The 17469-nt window shown below is 70.7% G+C and carries 13 protein-coding genes and 3 pseudogenes; 8 read left to right on the top strand and 8 right to left on the bottom strand.

Annotated features, from left to right (window positions below; all coding sequences use genetic code 11):
- Window positions 1–119: 119 nt before the first annotated feature.
- Window positions 120–491 (bottom strand): annotated as a pseudogene (tnpA, locus tag O7610_RS09485) (IS200/IS605 family transposase).
- A gap of 54 nt (window positions 492–545) precedes the next feature.
- Here tnpA and O7610_RS09480 point away from each other — a divergent pair.
- Window positions 546–1903 (top strand): annotated as a pseudogene (locus O7610_RS09480) (alpha-1,6-glucosidase domain-containing protein); the annotation flags it as partial.
- 87 nt (window positions 1904–1990) lie between these two features.
- On the opposite strand, the gene O7610_RS09475 reads toward O7610_RS09480, so the two are convergent.
- Window positions 1991–3478, bottom strand: coding sequence for an aminopeptidase P family protein (locus O7610_RS09475; RefSeq protein ID WP_281567473.1), 1488 nt, complete (start codon window positions 3476–3478; stop codon window positions 1991–1993).
- Between the two features lie 127 nt (window positions 3479–3605).
- On the opposite strand from O7610_RS09475, the gene asnB reads away from it, so the two are divergent.
- Entirely contained in the window at window positions 3606–5609 is a 2004-nt protein-coding gene (asnB, locus tag O7610_RS09470; protein ID WP_281555390.1) for an asparagine synthase (glutamine-hydrolyzing), read from the top strand.
- A 136-nt stretch (window positions 5610–5745) separates the two neighbouring features.
- On the opposite strand, the gene O7610_RS09465 is transcribed toward asnB, so the two are convergent.
- On the bottom strand, window positions 5746–6852 hold the full coding sequence (locus tag O7610_RS09465; RefSeq protein ID WP_475049561.1) for a lytic polysaccharide monooxygenase auxiliary activity family 9 protein: 1107 nt from the start codon (window positions 6850–6852) through the stop codon (window positions 5746–5748).
- 367 nt (window positions 6853–7219) lie between these two features.
- Here O7610_RS09465 and O7610_RS09460 point away from each other — a divergent pair, with 367 nt between their 5' ends.
- Entirely contained in the window at window positions 7220–8149 is a 930-nt protein-coding gene (locus tag O7610_RS09460) for a carbohydrate kinase family protein (RefSeq protein ID WP_289213077.1), read from the top strand.
- Between the two features lie 813 nt (window positions 8150–8962).
- On the opposite strand, the gene O7610_RS09455 is transcribed toward O7610_RS09460, so the two are convergent.
- Window positions 8963–9598: a hypothetical protein gene (locus tag O7610_RS09455; protein WP_281567320.1), complete on the bottom strand. Its 636-nt coding sequence runs from the start codon at window positions 9596–9598 to the stop codon at window positions 8963–8965.
- A 175-nt stretch (window positions 9599–9773) separates the two neighbouring features.
- On the opposite strand from O7610_RS09455, the gene O7610_RS09450 reads away from it, so the two are divergent.
- On the top strand, window positions 9774–10523 hold the full coding sequence (locus tag O7610_RS09450) for an SIR2 family NAD-dependent protein deacylase (protein ID WP_289213076.1): 750 nt from the start codon (window positions 9774–9776) through the stop codon (window positions 10521–10523).
- A 210-nt stretch (window positions 10524–10733) separates the two neighbouring features.
- On the opposite strand, the gene O7610_RS09445 is transcribed toward O7610_RS09450, so the two are convergent.
- On the bottom strand, window positions 10734–11984 hold the full coding sequence (locus O7610_RS09445; RefSeq protein WP_281555386.1) for a globin domain-containing protein: 1251 nt from the start codon (window positions 11982–11984) through the stop codon (window positions 10734–10736).
- A 151-nt stretch (window positions 11985–12135) separates the two neighbouring features.
- On the opposite strand from O7610_RS09445, the gene O7610_RS09440 reads away from it, so the two are divergent.
- Entirely contained in the window at window positions 12136–12630 is a 495-nt protein-coding gene (locus tag O7610_RS09440; protein WP_281567322.1) for an RrF2 family transcriptional regulator, read from the top strand.
- Here the strand turns inward: O7610_RS09440 and O7610_RS09435 are convergent.
- The 3 genes from O7610_RS09435 to O7610_RS09425 are packed head-to-tail and all read right to left on the bottom strand — an operon-like array spanning window position 12603 to window position 14944.
- Entirely contained in the window at window positions 12603–13433 is an 831-nt protein-coding gene (locus O7610_RS09435; RefSeq protein WP_281555384.1) for an MBL fold metallo-hydrolase, read from the bottom strand. The genes O7610_RS09440 and O7610_RS09435 overlap by 28 nt on opposite strands.
- Window positions 13430–13885 (bottom strand): thioesterase family protein, encoded by a 456-nt coding sequence (locus O7610_RS09430; protein ID WP_281555383.1) that lies wholly within the window; start codon window positions 13883–13885, stop codon window positions 13430–13432. Before O7610_RS09430 ends, O7610_RS09435 begins: the two co-directional genes overlap by 4 nt.
- Before the next feature lie 6 nt (window positions 13886–13891).
- On the bottom strand, window positions 13892–14944 hold the full coding sequence (locus O7610_RS09425; protein WP_281555382.1) for a LacI family DNA-binding transcriptional regulator: 1053 nt from the start codon (window positions 14942–14944) through the stop codon (window positions 13892–13894).
- A 141-nt stretch (window positions 14945–15085) separates the two neighbouring features.
- On the opposite strand from O7610_RS09425, the pseudogene O7610_RS30615 reads away from it, so the two are divergent.
- The 3 genes and pseudogenes from O7610_RS30615 to O7610_RS09410 all read left to right on the top strand — a co-directional run.
- A pseudogene (locus tag O7610_RS30615) lies at window positions 15086–15556 on the top strand (AbfB domain-containing protein); the annotation flags it as partial.
- Window positions 15557–15590: 34 nt separating this feature from the next.
- Window positions 15591–15998 (top strand): hypothetical protein, encoded by a 408-nt coding sequence (locus O7610_RS09415; RefSeq protein ID WP_289213724.1) that lies wholly within the window; start codon window positions 15591–15593, stop codon window positions 15996–15998.
- A gap of 76 nt (window positions 15999–16074) precedes the next feature.
- The gene (locus O7610_RS09410) at window positions 16075–17427 is read left to right on the top strand and encodes an AbfB domain-containing protein (protein WP_289213075.1); all 1353 of its coding nucleotides are present in this window, start codon (window positions 16075–16077) and stop codon (window positions 17425–17427) included.
- The last annotated feature ends 42 nt before the right edge of the window (window positions 17428–17469 follow it).

Here is a 17469-nt window from a genome sequence, read left to right as displayed (position 1 = left end):
GGTCGGTACGCGGTGAATCGTCCTGGCGGGGCCGCTACCGGAATGCGGGCCAGCGCTCCGGCCTTCAGGCCGGGGGTGGTGGCCCGCGCTGGGAGGGCCGCCAGGGCCCGAGCAGTGCTCTAACCTGGCCGGGTCTGCTGCTCGATGTACTGCGTCACGATGCTCGGTGGCGCGCCGCAGGCGGAGCCGGCGAGGTACGAGCCCGACCAGAGAGTTTGTTGGCCCGGTGGTAGTGGCGTGCGAGGTCGGGAATTTCCTGCCGGGGGCGGCGCGACGGGACGCCCTTGAGTGAGTTGACCAGGCGGGCCACGGCGACTTCGGGTGGGTGGTCGACCAGCAGGTGGACATGGTTGTGGCCGCCGTTGAACTCGACCAGTCCGGCCTCGAAGTCCGTGCACACGTCCCGCATGATCTGTTTTCATGCGGGTCAGGTGCCGGTCGGCGAACACCGGGTGCCGGAACCTCGTCACGAAAACCAAGTGGACATGCATCGCGACAACGCAGTGCCTGCCGGTACGGCCACCTTCGACTTCTGGCGTAGTCAATACCACCGGCTGCTCGACGACGGCACCGTCGCCACCTCCACCTGCTGCGCCAACACCGCACCGGAACACGCCATGATGGGCCGGCTGGTCGTCGACTCGGTGGTCACCTGGGCCCGGGCGTACAAGGTGGACGGCTTCCGGTTCGACCTGATGGGCCACCACCCGAAGGCGAACATCCTGGCGGTACGCCGGGCGCTGGACCGGCTGACCGTGGCCCGGGACGGGGTGGACGGCCGGTCGATCCTGCTCTACGGCGAGGGCTGGGACTTAGGCGAGGTCGCCGGCGACGCCCGGTTCGTCCAGGCCACCCAGGCCAACATGGCCGGCACCGGGGTCGGCACGTTCACCGACCGGCTGCGTGACGCGGTGCGCGGCGGTGGCCCGTTCGACGCCAACCCACGGGTGCAGGGCTTCGCCTCCGGCCTGTTCACCGATCCGAACGGGGATCCGGTCAACGGCAGCCGCGCCGAGCAGCAGACCCGGTTGCGCCACCAGCAGGACCTGATCAAGGTCGGGCTGACCGGCAACCTGGCCGGGTACTCGTTCACCGCTGCCAGCGGCGATCGGGTGACCGGCGCCGACGTCGACTACAACGGCTCACCGGCCGGCTACACGGCGGCACCGGGGGAGGCGGTGACCTACGTCGACGCCCACGACAACGAGATTCTCTACGACGCGCTGGCGTACAAGCTGCCGGCGGGCACGTCGGCGGCCGACCGGTCCCGGGCCCAGCTGCTCGCCCTGTCGACGGTGGTCTTCGCCCAGGGGACCGGGTTCGTCACCGCCGGCAGTGAACGGTTGCGGTCCAAGTCGTTGGACCGCAACTCGTACAACTCGGGGGACTGGTTCAACCAGATCCGCTGGGACTGCGCTGCCGGCAACGGATTCGGCGCCGGGCTGCCGCCGACAACGCCGACAAATGGCCGTACGCCGGACCGCTGCTCGCCGACCCGGCCCTGGTGCCGGACTGCGCCACGATCGAGGCGACCGCCGCCCGGTACGCCGAACTGCTGCGAATCCGTGCTTCGTCACCGGTGTTCGCCCTGTCCACCGCCCGCGAGGTGCAGCAGCGGGTCAGCTTCCCGCTGGCCGGGCCGGCCGAGACCCCCGGCGTGATCACCATGCGGCTGCGCTCCGCCGGCCTGGACCGGCGGTGGGGGTCGGTGACGGTGATCTTCAACGCGACTCCGCAGACCGCCCGGCAGCGGCTGCCCGAGCTACGCCGGGCCGCCATCGAACTGCACCCGGTGCTGCGCGACTCGGCCGCCCCGGTGAGCCGGCAGGCCAGCTTCGACGCCGCCACCGGCACGTTCACCGTGCCGCCGCGTACCGTGGCGGTCTTCGTCGGGCCGACCTGACGGCCCACCGGATCGGCACCGGTGCCGATCCGGTGCAGATCGGGGCCGACAATGGTCGGGGCGGGCGTGCGTCAGGGCAGGCGTGCGTCAGGGCAGCCGGGGGCCGGCGTCGCGCTGCGCCGCCAGCCAGGCCTCGACCTCGTCGGCCTGCCGGGGCAGCCCGGCCGACAGGTTCACCGCGCCGGCGGCGGTGACCAGCACGTCGTCCTCGATCCGGATGCCGACGCCGCGCAGCTCCTCGGGCACCAGCTCGTCCTCCGGCTGGAAGTACAGGCCGGGCTCGACGGTCAGCACGTACCCCTCGCCGAGCTCGCCGTCGCGGTAGCGTTCCTTACGGGCGTACGAGCAGTCGTGCACGTCGATGCCGAGCATGTGGCCGAAGCCGTGCAGCGTCCACCGGCGGTAGACGGTCGACTCCTTCTCCATCGCCTCGTCCACGCTGACCGGCAGCACGCCCAGCTCGGCCAGGCCTTCGGCGAGCACCCGCATGCAGGTCTGGTGCACGTCGCTGAACTTCACTCCCGGCTTGATGTAGTCCATTCCGGCCTGCTGCGCGGCGTAGACGATGTCGTAGACCTGGCGCTGCAGGGCGGTGAACCGGCCGGACACCGGCAGGGTCCGGGTCACGTCGGCGGTGTAGAGGTGGTGCCCCTCCACGCCCATGTCCATCAGCAGCAGGTCACCCGGACGGGTGACGCCGTCGTTGCGTACCCAGTGCAGGATCGTCGCGTGCGCGCCCGCGCCGACGATCGATCCGTAGCCGACGTCGTTGCCGTCGTGCCGGGCCCGCAGCGCGAAGACCCCTTCCAGCAGCCGTTCGGCGACCGGTCGGTCGGCCGGCAGTACCCGGGCCACGTCCTCGAAGCCGCGGACCGTCGCGTCGATCGCCGCCTGCAGCTGGGCGACCTCCCACTCGTCCTTGACCAGCTTCGCCTCGGCGATCGCCGAGGCCAGCTCGCGGTCGCGGGCCCCGGCGTCGTCGCCGCTGTCGTACGGCAGCACCGCCGCGTCCACCCGCGGGTCGAAGCCGCGCAGCACCCGGGTCCGGGCGGGCGCGCACCCGGCCAACGCCTGCGGCAGCTCACTCAGCGGCGCCGTGCGCAGGCCCAGCTCGGTGGACTTCTCCGCCAGGGTGCGCCGCCGGCCCACCCACAGCTCGCCGTCGCGGCTGCGGAAGAACTCGTCGTTGTCGCGCGACGACCGCTGCCGGGTGTAGAGCACCGCGTCGTGTCCGTCGCCGGTCGGGTGCAGCACCAGCACGCTGTCCGGATCGTGGTCACCGGTCAGGTAGACGAAGTCGCTGCCCGGCCGGAACGGGTAGTCGGTGTCGTTGGCCCGGGTCTTCTCGGTGCCGGTGGGCACCACCAGGGTCTCGCCGGGGAAGGCGTCGGCGAGGGCGGCACGGCGGCGGGCGTGGTTCGGCACCTCGGCGCGCGGGGCGAGCGGCAGCGTGTCGTCGCGCCAGCCGGTGCGCATGAACTCCAGGAGCTTCTCCGGGAAGTCCGGGTCGTGCGACTCGGTGCGCGGCTGCTCGGCGGCGACCTCGGCGGTCGTCTCGGTGCCTTCGGCGGTCATCTCGGTGCCGGTGGCTCCGGCCCGGTCCGGTGCCGTGCCCTCGGTCTGATCGTGTGTCACTGCGTCCTCCCCACGGTTGGGCGTACTCGACGGTACCGCGTGACCGGCTCGTGAAAAGATGTCTGCCATGTGCGGACTCCTGGCCTTTTTCAGCGCCCGCGGCGACGCCGGCGCACACCGCGACGCGATCGCCCACGCGTTGGAATGCCTGCACCACCGTGGCCCGGACGAGACCGGCGTGGAGGTGATCGGCGACCCGACCGGCCGGTGGGCGGACGCGGTGTTCGCGCACAAGCGGCTGGCCATCATCGACGTGGCGTCCAGCCAGGAGCCGCTCGCCTACGCCGACGGCCGCTACCTGCTCACCTTCAACGGCGAGATCTACAACTACATCGAGCTGCGGGACCAGCTGGTCCGGGAGTTCGGCGCGCAGTTCGCCACCGCCGGTGATGGTGAGGTGATCGTCGCCGGATACCACTACTGGGGCGAGAAGGTGCTGCACAAGCTGCGCGGCATGTTCGCCTTCGTGATCTGGGACCGGCAGCGGCGTCGCGCGTTCGGCGCCCGGGACTACTTCGGCATCAAGCCGCTGCACTACCTGCAGACCCCGGACGGCATCTACCTGGCCTCGGAGAAGAAAGCGCTGCTGCCGTTCTCCGCCGCCGCGGGTGCCGGCGACGCCGGGGTGGACACCGCGAACCTGTCGCACTATCTGACCCTGCAGTACGTGCCCGAGCCGCGCACCCTGCACTCCGGAATCAGCCGGATCGGCTCCGGGGAGTGCCTGACCTGGTCGCCGCCGGCGCTGGACCCGACGACCGGTGGGCCGGCGCCGGACCCGGCCGGTGGTGTACAGGTCCGCCGCTGGTACCAGCCGATCTTCCGGCCGACGCCGACGCCGGACCCGCAGCGGCTGTACGACGAGATCCGCGAGACGCTGCGGGAGAGCGTACGCATGCACATGCGGGCCGACGTGCCGGTCGGAGCGTTCCTGTCCAGCGGCATCGACTCGACCGCGGTGGTGGCGCTGGCCCGCGAGTTCAACCCGAACATCCTGACCTTCACCGTCGGGTACGACGTGTCGGGCTACTCGGAGATCGAGGTCGCCCAGGACTCGGCCCGGCACCTGAACGTGACCACCATCCCGACGAAGATCGGGCCACAGGACATGATGGAGGCGCTGCCGCGCATCGTCTGGCACCTGGACGACCCGGTGGCCGACCCGGCGCTGGTGCCGCTGTACTTCGTGGCGCAGAAGGCCGCCGAACACGTGACGGTGGTGCTCTCCGGCGAAGGCGCGGACGAGTTCTTCGGCGGCTACACCATCTACCGCGAGCCGCTGTCGCTGGGCGCGGTGCACGGACTGCCGGATCCGATGCAGAAAGGGCTGCGTGCCGTCTCGAAGGTGATCCCACAGGGGGTCAAGGGTAAGAGCTTCCTGGAACGCGGCACCACCCCGATCGAGGAGCGCTACTACGGCAACGCGCGGATGTTCACCGAGGAGGAGAAGCGGCACCTGCTGCGCCGCTACGACCCGTCGGTGCGCTACACCGACGTGACCGCGCCGATCTACGCCGAGTGCGCCGAGCTCGACGACGTCACCAAGATGCAGTACGTCGACCTGTACACCTGGCTGCGCGGCGACATCCTGGTCAAGGCGGACCGGATCTCGATGGCGCATTCGCTGGAGGTGCGGGTGCCCTTCCTCGACAAGGAGGTCTTCGACGTGGCCGCGAAGATCCCGGTGGAGCTACGGCTGCCGCCCCGCTCCGACGCCACCAAGTACGCGATGCGCCAGGCCCTGCAGGCCGTGGTGCCGCCGGCCATCGTGAACCGCCGCAAGCTCGGCTTCCCGACCCCGACCCGGGTGTGGCTGCGCGGCGAGATGTACGAGTGGGCCCGGCACATCTTCGCCACCTCGGGCGCCGGTGACCTGCTCGACCTGTCGTACGCGATGCGGCTGCTCGACGAGCATAAGCGTGAGGAGGCCGACCACTCCCGCAAGGTGTGGACGGTGCTGGTGTTCTGCATCTGGCACGCGATCTTCGTGGAACGTTCACTCGACCCCGGCATCCGGCGCAACCAGTCGGCGCTGCTCACCAAGCCGGTGGTCGGGTCGATGGTGGCCTGACCCACTGCGGTCCGGCTCGCCGGGACTACCGAGTCACGCGTCGACTCGACCTGCGAGGCCACGCACCGACCGGGCCCGGCAGCGTCTCGCGCTGCCGGGCCCGGTCAGGTGGGAATCGGCCGTGTACGGCGGTGGATCAGCTCGCGGAGCAGGCCGTCGACGGTGTGCCTGGGCTGCCGTTGGCGACGAAGCCGAACGTGGTCGACCCGCTCGGCGACAGCGACCCGTTCCAGGCCGCGTTGCGGACGGTGACACTCGATCCGCTCACCGTGTGGGTGCCGCTCCACAGGCTGTTGATGGTGACCCCGCTGCCGAAGTTCAGGGTCGTGGTCCATCCGCCGATGCTCGCGGAACTGTTGTTGGTGACCGTCACCTCACCCTGGAATCCACCGGACCAGGAGCTTGTGGTCCGGTAGGTCGCCGAGCAGCCGCCGGTGGGCGGGTTGCTGGTCGGCGGCGCGGTGGTCGGGGGCGCGGTGGTCGGCGGGGCCGTGGTGGGCGGCGGAGCGGTGGTCGGCGGCGGGGTCGGGTTCGGGTTGCCCCCGATCCCGGTGACCTCACCGTTGCCACCGTCGAACGTGACGTCCGAGCAGCCGAAGAAGTTCTCCTGGCTGTCCGAGCGGACCCACCGCGAGTAGATGATGTGCCGGCCGCTCTTGTTGCTGGGCAGGTTGCCGCTGAAGTAGTAGTGGCCGTCGTTGGTGCCGACCGCGCCCCGCTGCGGCGGGTTGGTCACCGTCAGGAACGGCGTCGCCTCCAGGTCGCTCCAGGCCAGCGCGCGGTTCGGGCTCCAGCTGTCCTTGGTCACGTAGAAGTAGAACGTGCCAGGGTGGTGGGCCCAGTTGCTGTACTTGAACTCCATCCGGGCACCGGCGGTCAGGTGGGTCAGCGGCCAGTCGTTGCGGGCCAGGTTGTAGCCGGAGAAGCCGGAGTTGCCACCGCTGCACAGCTGTCCGTCGGGGATGAAACCGGTGGTGCGGCCACCCGCGTCGGAGCGCAGCACACTGAACCAGTTGTACAGCGAGTTGGCGCCGCTCTGGGCGACGGCGGCCGAGCAGGCCGGGTTCTGCGGGATGATCTGGCCGGACTGCGACAGACCGTCGACCCAGCAGAGGTAGGTGCGGCTGCCCGGCGCCATGGCGGCACCGTGCGCGGAAGCCGCGTTGGGGGTCACCACCGTGAGCAGGCCGGCGGTGAGCGCGGAAGCGGCGGCAACTACCGCCACTCTGCGTAGAGCTTTCACCGAGACTCCTTCGTGAACCGGTCCACGGCGCGGGACAGACCCGGGCCGGCGGACAGGGCGATGGGTTCCGACATGGCGGAACGTCAGGAAACATAAGGAGGAACGGCGACTGGCCGGCCGTGCCGCGGACGCGGTCGACCGACGTGCCGTCCGATGGACGTCTAGCGCGCTCGCGCAGCTCCCGGCGAGTCCGAAGGACAGCGAGTTGCCCCCACGCCGTCCTGGTAATCGATATCCCACCATACATCGATCGGAAGTGCAATAGTCGCTGCTCGATGTGAGGTGCGGGGTGCGGGGTGGCGGCCGGTGCCGGGGCGCCGACCTGGCAGACTTCGGAGCGGCAAAACTGCAGGTGGAAGGAAGATCCATGCGGTACGCGGTGGTGCTCGGCGAGGCACTGATCGACCTGCTCGACGGCGAATGCGCCGGCCAACCGGTCTACCGCCAGGTGATCGGCGGGGCGCCGCTGAACGTCGCGGTCGGCGTCGCCCGGCTCGGCGGTGCGGTCGAGTTCGCCGGGGCCCTCGGCGACGACCCGCTCGCCGACCGGATCCGAGACTTCCTGCGTACCGCCGGGGTCGGCGACCGGGCCATGGTCACCGTGCCCGCGCCCACCACCCTGGCGGTGGCCACCTTCACCGGCGCCGAGCCGGACTTCCGCTTCTACGGCGACCCACCCTCGTACGGGCTGCTCGAACCGGCCAGCCTCGATGGGAAACTGGTCGGCGACGCCGCCGTGCTCTACTGCGGCTCTATCGCGCTGCTGTGCGAGCCGACCCGGGTCGCCGCCCGACAGGCCTGGGCGGGCACCGGCGGGCTGCGGGTGTTCGACCCCAACGTCCGGCCCCGGCTGCTGCCCGACACCGCTTCGCTGGCTGCGTACCGGCAGGTCGTCGCCGGCTTCGCGGCAACCGCCGACCTGGTCAAGCTGAGCGCCGCCGACGCCGAGGTGCTCTACGACGGTGCCGACCCGGTGACCGCCGCCGCGCTGCTGCACGATCTCGGTGCCGGTGCGGTGGTGGTCACCCGGGGCGCGGCCGGCGCCCTGGTCAGCGCCGGCCGCGAGGTGCTGACCGTGGCCGCCCCGACGGTGGCCGCGGTCGACGCCACCGGCGCCGGCGACTCGGTGATGGCCGCACTGATCGCCGAACTGCTCGGCACCGGGCTGCCGGCCGACGCCGCCGGCTGGGCCGCCCGGGTCGGGTTCGCCCTACAGGTGGCGGGGCTGGTGTGCGAGTCACCGGGCGGCGCGGTGTCGATGCCCACCCGGGCGGCCGTCGCCGAACGTTTCGGCTGACTTTTTGCGCCCGGCTGACCTGGTCGTCGCTGACGTTGGCGGCGAGACCGGGTCGGCAGCGCGTGCACCCGGTCGGCGACCTCGGTGGCAGTCGGCTCCATCCAGGTGAGAATCCACGTGGGACCCAGGTTTCGCGGACATCTCACACGAGTATCGCTGGAACCTTGACCGGTGTAGGTGAGCGCTAACCGGATGAGGCTCCGGTCACGTCCGCGTCTGGGGCTCGCGTGCAAGCGTCCGTTGGCCGCCATGCTCCCCGCAGCTCGTCCACACGCAGGCCTAGTCCAGTCCGGATCGGGCTCGTACCGGTCCGCCTCGCCAGAGTTGTCAGACGGTGGGTTGCGGCGACCGCCCGGATCTCGGCCATGGTTGGCGCTCACTGCGTCGGACTTCGACGCCGCCTCGCGTACATCACGGCCGGCGTGTCCGCTGCTGCGGGTGCCTCCGGAAATGGGTCGACGGACAGATTGTCCGTCGACATTTATGGAACTGCGGTAAGTTACCAGGATGATAAGTATGCGCTGGCATGAATACTGATAAGCCTTGATGCTCGGGGCCTCTTGGCGCTGAAGTGCTGAGTGCTAAGAGATCCACAAAGTCTCCGCGTCACCCATGGGGCATCCGCTCGTTGTGGTACGGACCGCTGCGCCGTGCGGTAGGGGTGCCCAACGTTGGGAGAAGAATGGGAGCGTTTGGATTCCAAATCCATCCCGATATCGAGGTCAATAACGTCTTGGAGGATCTGAGAATCCGCAATTTCACGGTTGAACTGGATCAACCGGAGGGAGCGATTGTCTGCGCCAAGGGTTGCCATCAGAGAAGTGTAAGCTGGCGCCCGCAGAACGCCGAGAGGTATGCCAAGAGACTTCTGGATTGGGCTAACTCGCTAGACTGTCGGCGGCGCCCCAGAAGGGTGCGGAAGCGGAATTGGAGGCTTGGATCCCATAGGGAGCTGGTGCGGGAGTGGAGGTTAGAGTCGTCTTGCGAGTCGTGCCCCGATGGTGGAGCTCCGGCTTGCGGCCAGTCGAGGCCGAACTGCACGCAGATGCAAAACACATCTTGGAAGGGATCCTCGGGGTTGCGGATGCCGCTAAGGTCGCAGATATTTCGACCTCCAGTGACGCTGTCGAAGGGGTCATCGAAGTCGAGGCCTTCGTCGAGGCGGAGACGGAAGGTGCTGCAGTCGACCGGCTCGTGAGTGATTTCCTCATTGCGGCGCGTGCTGTTGAGCGCAGTCAGCCAGGTGTTCGTCGTCCGATCGGCTATCGCATACAACGTATCTACGTAGAGTATTCTAGTGGTCAGTTTTCTCGTGGTGACGGTGGTGATGTACCGCGCGGCGACGATCGTGGTGCTGACTCGATGCGCGGTGCATTTCTTGATGGGCAGATTGGTGGCCGATGGGACATAGCCCTGCCGGACGCCGATGATGCCGCAAGAAGACCGCAACCGACGGATGGTAATGGGATCTATAGGGGCGGTAGAGATCGCAGGTTGAAGCCACGTTATCGGGTGGAATCTGGCGTGAGGTGGCATCCCACGTCGGCGCGGCCACCGGGTATGTGACGCAGTCCTGCTAATAGCTCACGGCAAACGTGACGAGTTCCCGGTCACCCGTGAACAGGTGACCGGGAACTCGTGTGCGTTGTCCCCGTTTCGGCCGGTGGAGTGGAATCCGTCGGTGGTCATGGTCTGGCCGGACGAGGACGCGCTGGCCCGGCCGGAGTCGTCGTCCGACGGTGACGCCGGCTACCGTCGCAGGATGAGCGGTCTACGCGACGACGTCGACATCCGACAGGTCACTGAATGGGTCGCCGACGCCCGCCGGATCGTTGCGTTGACCGGAGCCGGCATCTCCACAGACTCCGTCGGCCACGCCGCGTTGGTCGAGTGGGAGCGCGCCGGCAAGCTGGCTGCGATCGTCACCCAGAACATCGACGGGCTGCATCAGCGGGCCGGCAACTCACCGGACACCGTGATCGAAATCCACGGCACGTTGTACGAGGCCGAATGCCTCGGCTGCGCCGACCGTACGGGCATCCAGGAGGTCCTGGACCGGGTGGCCGCCGGTGAGGACGACCCGGCTTGCCGGCACTGCGCCGGCATCCTCAAGACGGCGACGATCTCGTTCGGCCAGTCGCTGCACGGACCGACCCTGCGGCGGGCGGCGCGGGCCGTCGCCGACTGCGACCTGATGCTCGCCGTCGGCACCTCGCTGACGGTGCAGCCGGCCGCCGGGCTGGTCGAGATCGCCGCCGAGTCCGGTGCCCGCGTCGTGATCATCAACGCCGCGCCGACCCCGTACGACACGATCGCCGACGCGGTGGTGCGCGAGCCGATCGGTACGGTCCTGCCGGCTCTTGTCTCGGGTTGAGCGGCTCTCGAGATGAGTGGCTCTCGGGGTGAGCGGCGGCAGAACGTGCGCAGCACCTGCGCGGCCGGATCCGGCTGGTCGCCGGAGACCGGTCCTGGCCGGGCGAGACGGGTGACCTGCTGGTCATCCCGGATGCCCGGCACGCGCTGTACGCCGACGAGGACTCGGCGGTGCTGTTGACCGTCGCCCGCCGACGGCGGTGTCGGCGGCTCAGCCTGCCAGCATCCCCGGCCCGAACACCTCGTAGCCGATCCGCTCGGCCGGCATGCCCCGGCGCAGCAGCTCGCCACGAACCTGCGCCATGAACGGCACCGGCCCGCACAGGTGCGCGTACGTGTCCGGTGCGAGCGGGATCCGTGCCGGATCGACCCATCCGGGGTGGATCGTCGCCTTCAAATCGGGGAGCCCGCCGTCGGTGGCGTCCTCGTACCACAGGTGTACCGACAGGTTGGGCATCCGCTGCTGGAGCTCCGGCAGCTCGTGGCGCAACGGGTGCGCGGCCGCCGACCGGTCGGCGTGCACCAGCACCACCTCGCGGGCCGGCGCGACCGCGCCCAGCTGGGCGAGGGCGGCCATCGCCGGGGTGACGCCGATCCCGGCACTGACCAGCAGCAGCGGCACGCCGAGCGCGCCGATGGAGCTGACCTCGCCGAACGCCGGGCTCAGCCGCAGGACGTCACCGACGGCGGTCCGGTCGTGCAGCTGGCTGGAGACTGTTCCGTCCGGTGCCGGCGACCCGGCTGACCCGCCCGCCGCGCCGGCCCCGCCCCGGAGCCGTTTGACGGTGATCCGCCAGGTCGCGGCGCCGGGACGGCCGGACAGACTGTACTGGCGGATCTGCTGACCCTGGCCGCCGGCCAGATCAACCGCGACCGAGACGTACTGGCCGGGGGTGAAGGTGGGTGCCGGGTCGCCGTCGGCCGGGGCCAGGATCAGCGACACGATGTCGGCGGTCTCCGGAATCCTCTCGACGATCCGCCACGGCCGCCAGCCGGCACCGGCCCGCAAGGGAAGGCCGGCGACGGTGTACAGCCGGGCCTCCCGGGCGATCAGCTCGCAGGCCAGTAGCCAGTAGACCTCGTCCCACGCCGCCGCGACCTCGGGCGTCACGGCGTCGCCGAGCACCTCGCCGACGGCGGCGAGCAGATGGCGTCCGACGATCGGATACTGAGTGGCGGTGATGCCGAGGGAGGCGTGCTTGTGTGCGATCCGGTCCAGGATCGGCGCCCAGGGCAGCGTGCTGCGCCCGGTCAGGTGCTCGGCGTAGGCGACCACCGCGGCGGCCAGCGCCGCCTGCTGGCGGCCGGTCGCCTGGTTACCCCGGTTGAACAGATCCAGCAGCTCCGGATGGGCGGCGAACATCCGCTGGTAGAACCGGCTGGTGATGGCCTCGCCGTGGGTCTGTACGACGGGCAGGGTCGCGGTCACCACCGCTGCTGAGGACTTCGAGAGCACGGTCACTCCTTTGGGGATCGGACGGGTACGACGCCACTAAACAGGAATCTGTGACTCCTCTTTTAGGGCCATTGGTCCCGAGCCCCGATCACACCGCGCCGGGCCGGGCCGTTCACGCCGGGCCGTGCCGTCTGCCGTGGCTGACTAGGGTCGGGACGTGAAGCTCAACCGGTCCACGGACATGGCGTTACGGGTCGCCATGTTCACCGCCGCGTCTCGCACCCGTACCACGGTGGACGACCTGGCCGCCCGGCTCGCCCTGCCGCGCAGCCACGTCGCCAAGGTGGTGCAGCGGTTGCAACGGCTCGGCGTTCTGGTCACGGTGCGGGGCCGGGCAGGCGGCACCGCGTTCGTCCCGGCCGCCGCCGAGATGACCGTGGCCCAGGTGGTACGGGCTTTCGAAGGCGACGGTGAGGTTGTCTCCTGCGACCAGCCGGCCTGCCCGCTGCGCGCCGACTGCCGACTGCGCGTCGAGCTGCGCCGGGCCCGAGCGGCCTTCCTCTCCGCGCTCGACGAGGTTCGCCTCGGTGACCTCGTCGACGCCGACGCGGGTCCGCTGCCCGCCCTACTCACCATCGACTCCGGACCGCCGTCGCCGGCTCCCGTCGGTCGCGCCGAGTGCGGTCAGGCCCGGTTGGACAGTTCGGCGTAGCCGCGGACGACCGCGGTGCCCGCCGCCTGCGGCCCGAACGGTGCCCGCGCGGCGACCTGTTCCGGCGGCGCCCCGTCGGCGTGCCCGTCGCGGATCAGCCACTCCAACGCCACCAGGTCAGCGTGCTGGGCCCGGACGAAGTCGACGCCGACGCAGGTGCCGTGGCCGGGCACCACGACACTGGCCGGCCCGAGGCGCCGCAGCACCGCCGCGAGGGTGTCCGGCCACTCCAGCGGGTAGGCGTCGTCGAACGACGGTGGGGCACCCTGCTCGACCAGGTCACCGGCGACCAGCAGGTCCGCGTCCGGGACGTGCACCACCAGGTCGCCGACTGTGTGCCCGCGCCCGGGATGCCACAGCTCAACCACCCGGCCGCCCAGGTCGAGCGTCGCGGCGCGGGTCACCGTACGGTCCGGTGGGTGGACCACCGCGTGGCTGAGCTGCTCGGCCAGCTGCGGATCGTGGCCGATCATCTCGCGGTACGCCTCGTCGCGGACCACCTCGACCGGGCGGGCCAGCAGCCGGGCCGCCTCCTGGTGGGCCCACACCGGCGCGGGCGGATCCCCGGCGGCCACCTGGTTGCCGAAGCAGTGGTCGAAGTGGTGATGGGTGTTCACCACCGACCAGGGCAGGTGGGTGATCCGCCGGGCCGCCTCGACCAGCTCGGCGGCCTCGGCCGGCGTACTGCCGGTGTCGACGAGCACGGCGGCGGCCGCGCCGACGACCAGCGTCGAGTTGACGTCGAGCCGGGGTCGGCGCAGCACATACACCCGGTCGCCGACCTCGACGAACCGGGCACTCATCCGGAGACTGCCCGCTCACCGGTGGGGTCGTCGCCGGCCCGCGGCGCCGGCGTGCGGTCGAAGGCCCGCTCGACGAACCGGTGCCGGTCGACCAGGGCCCGCTCGATACGGCCCTGCGCGATGGTCGTGCCCGCCTCGAACACCACCACCTCGAAGACCAGCCGCCGCCCGTCGACCTCGGTCAGCCGGGCCAGCGCGGCCACCGTACGGCCGACCGGCGTCGCCGCCCGGTGGTCCAGCTCGACCCGGGTGCCGACGGTGGTCATGCCGGGTGGCAGCCCGGTGGCGGTGGCGGCGACCGTCGCCGCCTCGGCCAGGGCGAGCAGCCGCGGGGTACCGAGGACCGGTACGTCGCCCGAGCCGACCGCCTGGGCGGTGTCGGAATCGGTCACGGTCAGCTCGACCCGGGCGGTGGCACCCGGGCGGAAGCTGTTCTCCGGCGTGTGTCCCATGACCAATCAGCCTAGGTGCTCGACCTGTGTCGGACCACGAAAGCCGGACCGCGCGCCGACGGTGCTCTGCCGGACCGCCATGGTGAACGGGGTCCGCACATCGTACGGCGGCCGGGGCGGACGCCCTTCGATCCGGTCGACCAGCCGTCGGACCGCCAGCCGGGCGATCGCCGCCTTGTCAGGGGAGATACTGGTCAGGCTCGGGTTGGCGTACCGTCCCTCCTCGATGTCGTCGATCCCGACGACCGCGACGTCCTGCGGGATCCGCCGGCCGGCATCGGCGGCGGCGCGCATCGCGCCGAGCGCGATCAGGTCGTTGTACGCGAGGACCGCGTCCGGTGGCTCGGTGAGGGTGAGCAGCCGACGCATCGCGGCCGAGCCGTCGGCCCGGCCGAACCGGTCGGTGACCACGGTCAGTTCCGGTCGGTCGGGCAGCCCGGCGGCGGCGATGCCCGCCCGGAAACCGCGCAGCCGCAGCTGCGCCGACTGTCGGTCGTCGTGGCCCCGGGCCCCGATGAAGGCGATCCGGCGGCGGCCGAGCGCGACCAGGTGCGCCACCGCCGCGCGGCTGGCCGCGACGTTGTCGATGGCGATGTGGTCATGCGGCACGTCGGAGACGCCCTCGCCGATGAGGACCAGCGGTAGCGCGTCGCGGCGGGCGAGCACCTCGGCGCGGCCGATTCGCACCGGGCTGAGGATCAGTCCGTCGACCACGTGCCGGCGGGAGCCGCCGAGCAGCGCCAGCTCCGTGTCGGGGTCGGCGTCGGTGCTCTCCATCACCAGGGTGTAGCCGAGGGCCGCAGCCTCCCGGATCGCCGTCTCCGCCAGCTCGGCGAAGTACGGGTTGGTCAGCTCGGGAATGGCCAGCGCGATCAGTCCGGTCCGGCCGCGCCGCAGGTGCCGCGCGCTGAGGTTCGGGGTGTAGCCGAGTTCGTCGATGGCCTGCTGCACCCGGCGTCGGGTGGGTTCGGCCACCGGCCGGTAGCCGTTGACCACGTTGGAGACCGTGGCCAGTGAGACGCCCGCGCGCTCGGCGATGCTCCGCAGACTGGCACCCATCCGTCGATCCTGGCACACATCGACGGGCGGAGATTGACGGCGGTCGACCGGGCGTCTATAACGTTATAAACAAACCTCGACGTGCCTCGATGCGTTCCCTGATCCGATCCCGTCCCCGGCCCGTCCACCGATGGAGACGACATGCGATCGCCCCGTACCCGTTGGACCGCTGTTGCGGCAGCGACCGCAGCCGCCGGCCTGCTCGTCGCGCCCTCGGCCGCCGTCGCGGTGCCCGCCCGCCCCGCGCCGCTGACCACCCCGTGGACCGCCGAGGCGCTCACCGGCACCCCGCTGCCCGAATACCCCAGACCGCAGATGACCCGCCCCGACTGGCGCAACCTCAACGGCGAATGGCAACTGCGACAGTCCACCACCGACGACGCTCCACAGTTCGGCGTCGACCTGCCCGAACGGGTCAACGTGCCGTTCCCGGTCGAATCGGCGCTGTCCGGCATCGGCCGGGCCGCCGACGACGACCGGCACCACCTGACCTACCGGCGCACCTTCACCGTTCCGTGCAGCTGGACCGGGCGGCGGGTGCACCTGCACTTCGGAGCCGTCGACTGGCAGGCCACCGTCTGGGTCAACGGCAGGCGGCTCGGCGATCACACCGGCGGCTACGACGCCTTCAGCTTCGACATCACTCGTGCGCTGCGTCGCGGCCCCCAACGAACTGATCGTCGCGGTCTGGGACCCGACCGACAGCCGGCAGCACGGCAGCCTGCCACCGATCGGCAAACAGACCCGTACCCCCGGCGGCATCTTCTACACCCCGGCCTCGGGCATCTGGCAGACCGTCTGGCTGGAACCCACCCCGGCCACCTCGATCAGCGACGTCGACCTGCGCCCCGACCTGGCCAGCGACACCATCCGGGTCCGGGTGGCAATCCGGACAACGCTGCCGGCCACACCGTCCGCGCCGAAGCCCTCGCCGGCGGCACCGTCGTCGGCACCGCCACCGGCGGCTTCACCGAGTTCGCCGTACCCGTGCCGAACGCCCGCCGCTGGTCGCCGGACGACCGTACCTCTACGACCTGCGGGTCACCCTGCGTGACCGGCGTGGCCGGGTCGTCGACCGGACCACCCACTACTTCGGGATGCGGGAGATCGGCGTACGGACGATTGACGGGGTGCTGCGACCGACCCTCAACGGCGAGTTCGTCTTCCAGCTCGGCACCCTCGACCAGGGCTACTGGCCCGACGGCGGGTACACCGCGCCGACCGACGAGGCACTCGCCTTCGACCTGCGCAAACACAAGGACCTCGGGTTCAACATGGTGCGCAAGCACATCAAGGTCGAACCGCAGCGCTGGTTCTACCACGCGGACCGGCTCGGCCTGCTGGTGTGGCAGGACATCCCGTCGATGACCGCCCAGGACATCGACCCGGCCGACGCCCAGCAGGCCCAGTTCGAGGCCGAGGCGCGCCAGATCGTCAACGAGCACCGCAACTCGCCGTCGGTGGTCGCCTACGTCGTCTACAACGAAGGCTGGGGCGAGCGGGCCCTGGCCGACACGATCCGGGTCGGCCAGGCCGTCAAGGACCTCGACCCGACCCGGCTGGTCAACACCCACAGCGGGTACAACTGCTGCCAGTCGCTGGGCAGCCCCGGCAACGGCGACATGGACGACTGGCACGTCTACGTCGGCCCTGGAGCCCCGGCGCCGACCGGCGGGCGGATCTCCGTGCTGGGCGAGTTCGGCGGCCCCGGACTGCGGGTGCCGGGCCACGAATACAGCCCGAACGGCAACTTCCAGGCGTACGAGTGGCAGCCGACCCCGACAGCGTTGACCGACCGCTACGTGGGGCTAATCCAGGGCACCGCCAACCTGATGATCGGCCGAGGCTTGAGCGCCGCCGTCCACACCGAGATCACCGACGTCGAGGGTGAGCTGAACGGCTTCCTCACCTACGACCGGCAGGTGGTCAAGATGGACGAGGCCCGGGTACGGGCGGCCAACCTGGCGCTGATCGCCACCTCCCGGGCGCTGCCGCCGCGTACACCGGTCGCCCTGCCGCTGGATGCCCGCCGGTCGCTGCGCGTCACCACACCCGGTTTCACCGACCGCTACCTGCGCCACCGCGACAGCCTGGCCTACACCGACGTGGTCACCGCCGACAGCCCGCAACTACTCAAGGACGACGCGACGTACGTGGTCCGGCCCGGTCTGGCCAACCCGGACTGCTACTCGTTCGAGTCGGTCAACTTCCCGGGCCAGTACCTCCGACATGCCAACTCCCGGGTCCGAACCTCGCCCGACGACGGCACCGCGCTGCTGCGCGCCGACGCCACCTGGTGCGCCCGGCGCGGCCTGACCGGATCTGATGTCTCGCTGGAGTCGTTCAACTATCCGGGTTCGTTCCTGCGCCACTACGCCGCCGAGATCTGGCTCAGCGACGGCGCCGGTGGCCCGTCCTGGAACTCGCCGACCAGCTGGGCCGCCGACGTCACCTGGGACGTCGACCCCGCCTGGGCCCCGTAGCGGGGCCGCCGATCGTCCGGTCGCCGACATCGAGCGGAGCGC

It is taken from the genome of Solwaraspora sp. WMMA2065, from assembly GCF_030345075.1.
Taxonomy (GTDB): Bacteria; Actinomycetota; Actinomycetes; order Mycobacteriales; family Micromonosporaceae; genus Micromonospora_E.
Note: the sequence above shows the minus strand (reverse complement) of the source record. Positions and strands in the feature narration are given on the sequence as shown.

Bases quoted from the DNA above. Each gene is read 5' to 3' on its own strand.
- O7610_RS09475 (WP_281567473.1), bottom strand. From the start codon at position 3,478: ATGACCGCCGAAGGCACCGAGACGACCGCCGAGGTCGCCGCCGAGCAG.
- asnB (WP_281555390.1), top strand. From the start codon at position 3,606: ATGTGCGGACTCCTGGCCTTTTTCAGCGCCCGCGGCGACGCCGGCGCA.
- O7610_RS09460 (WP_289213077.1), top strand. From the start codon at position 7,220: ATGCGGTACGCGGTGGTGCTCGGCGAGGCACTGATCGACCTGCTCGAC.
- O7610_RS09435 (WP_281555384.1), bottom strand. From the start codon at position 13,433: ATGAGTGCCCGGTTCGTCGAGGTCGGCGACCGGGTGTATGTGCTGCGC.
- O7610_RS09430 (WP_281555383.1), bottom strand. From the start codon at position 13,885: ATGGGACACACGCCGGAGAACAGCTTCCGCCCGGGTGCCACCGCCCGG.
- O7610_RS09425 (WP_281555382.1), bottom strand. From the start codon at position 14,944: ATGGGTGCCAGTCTGCGGAGCATCGCCGAGCGCGCGGGCGTCTCACTG.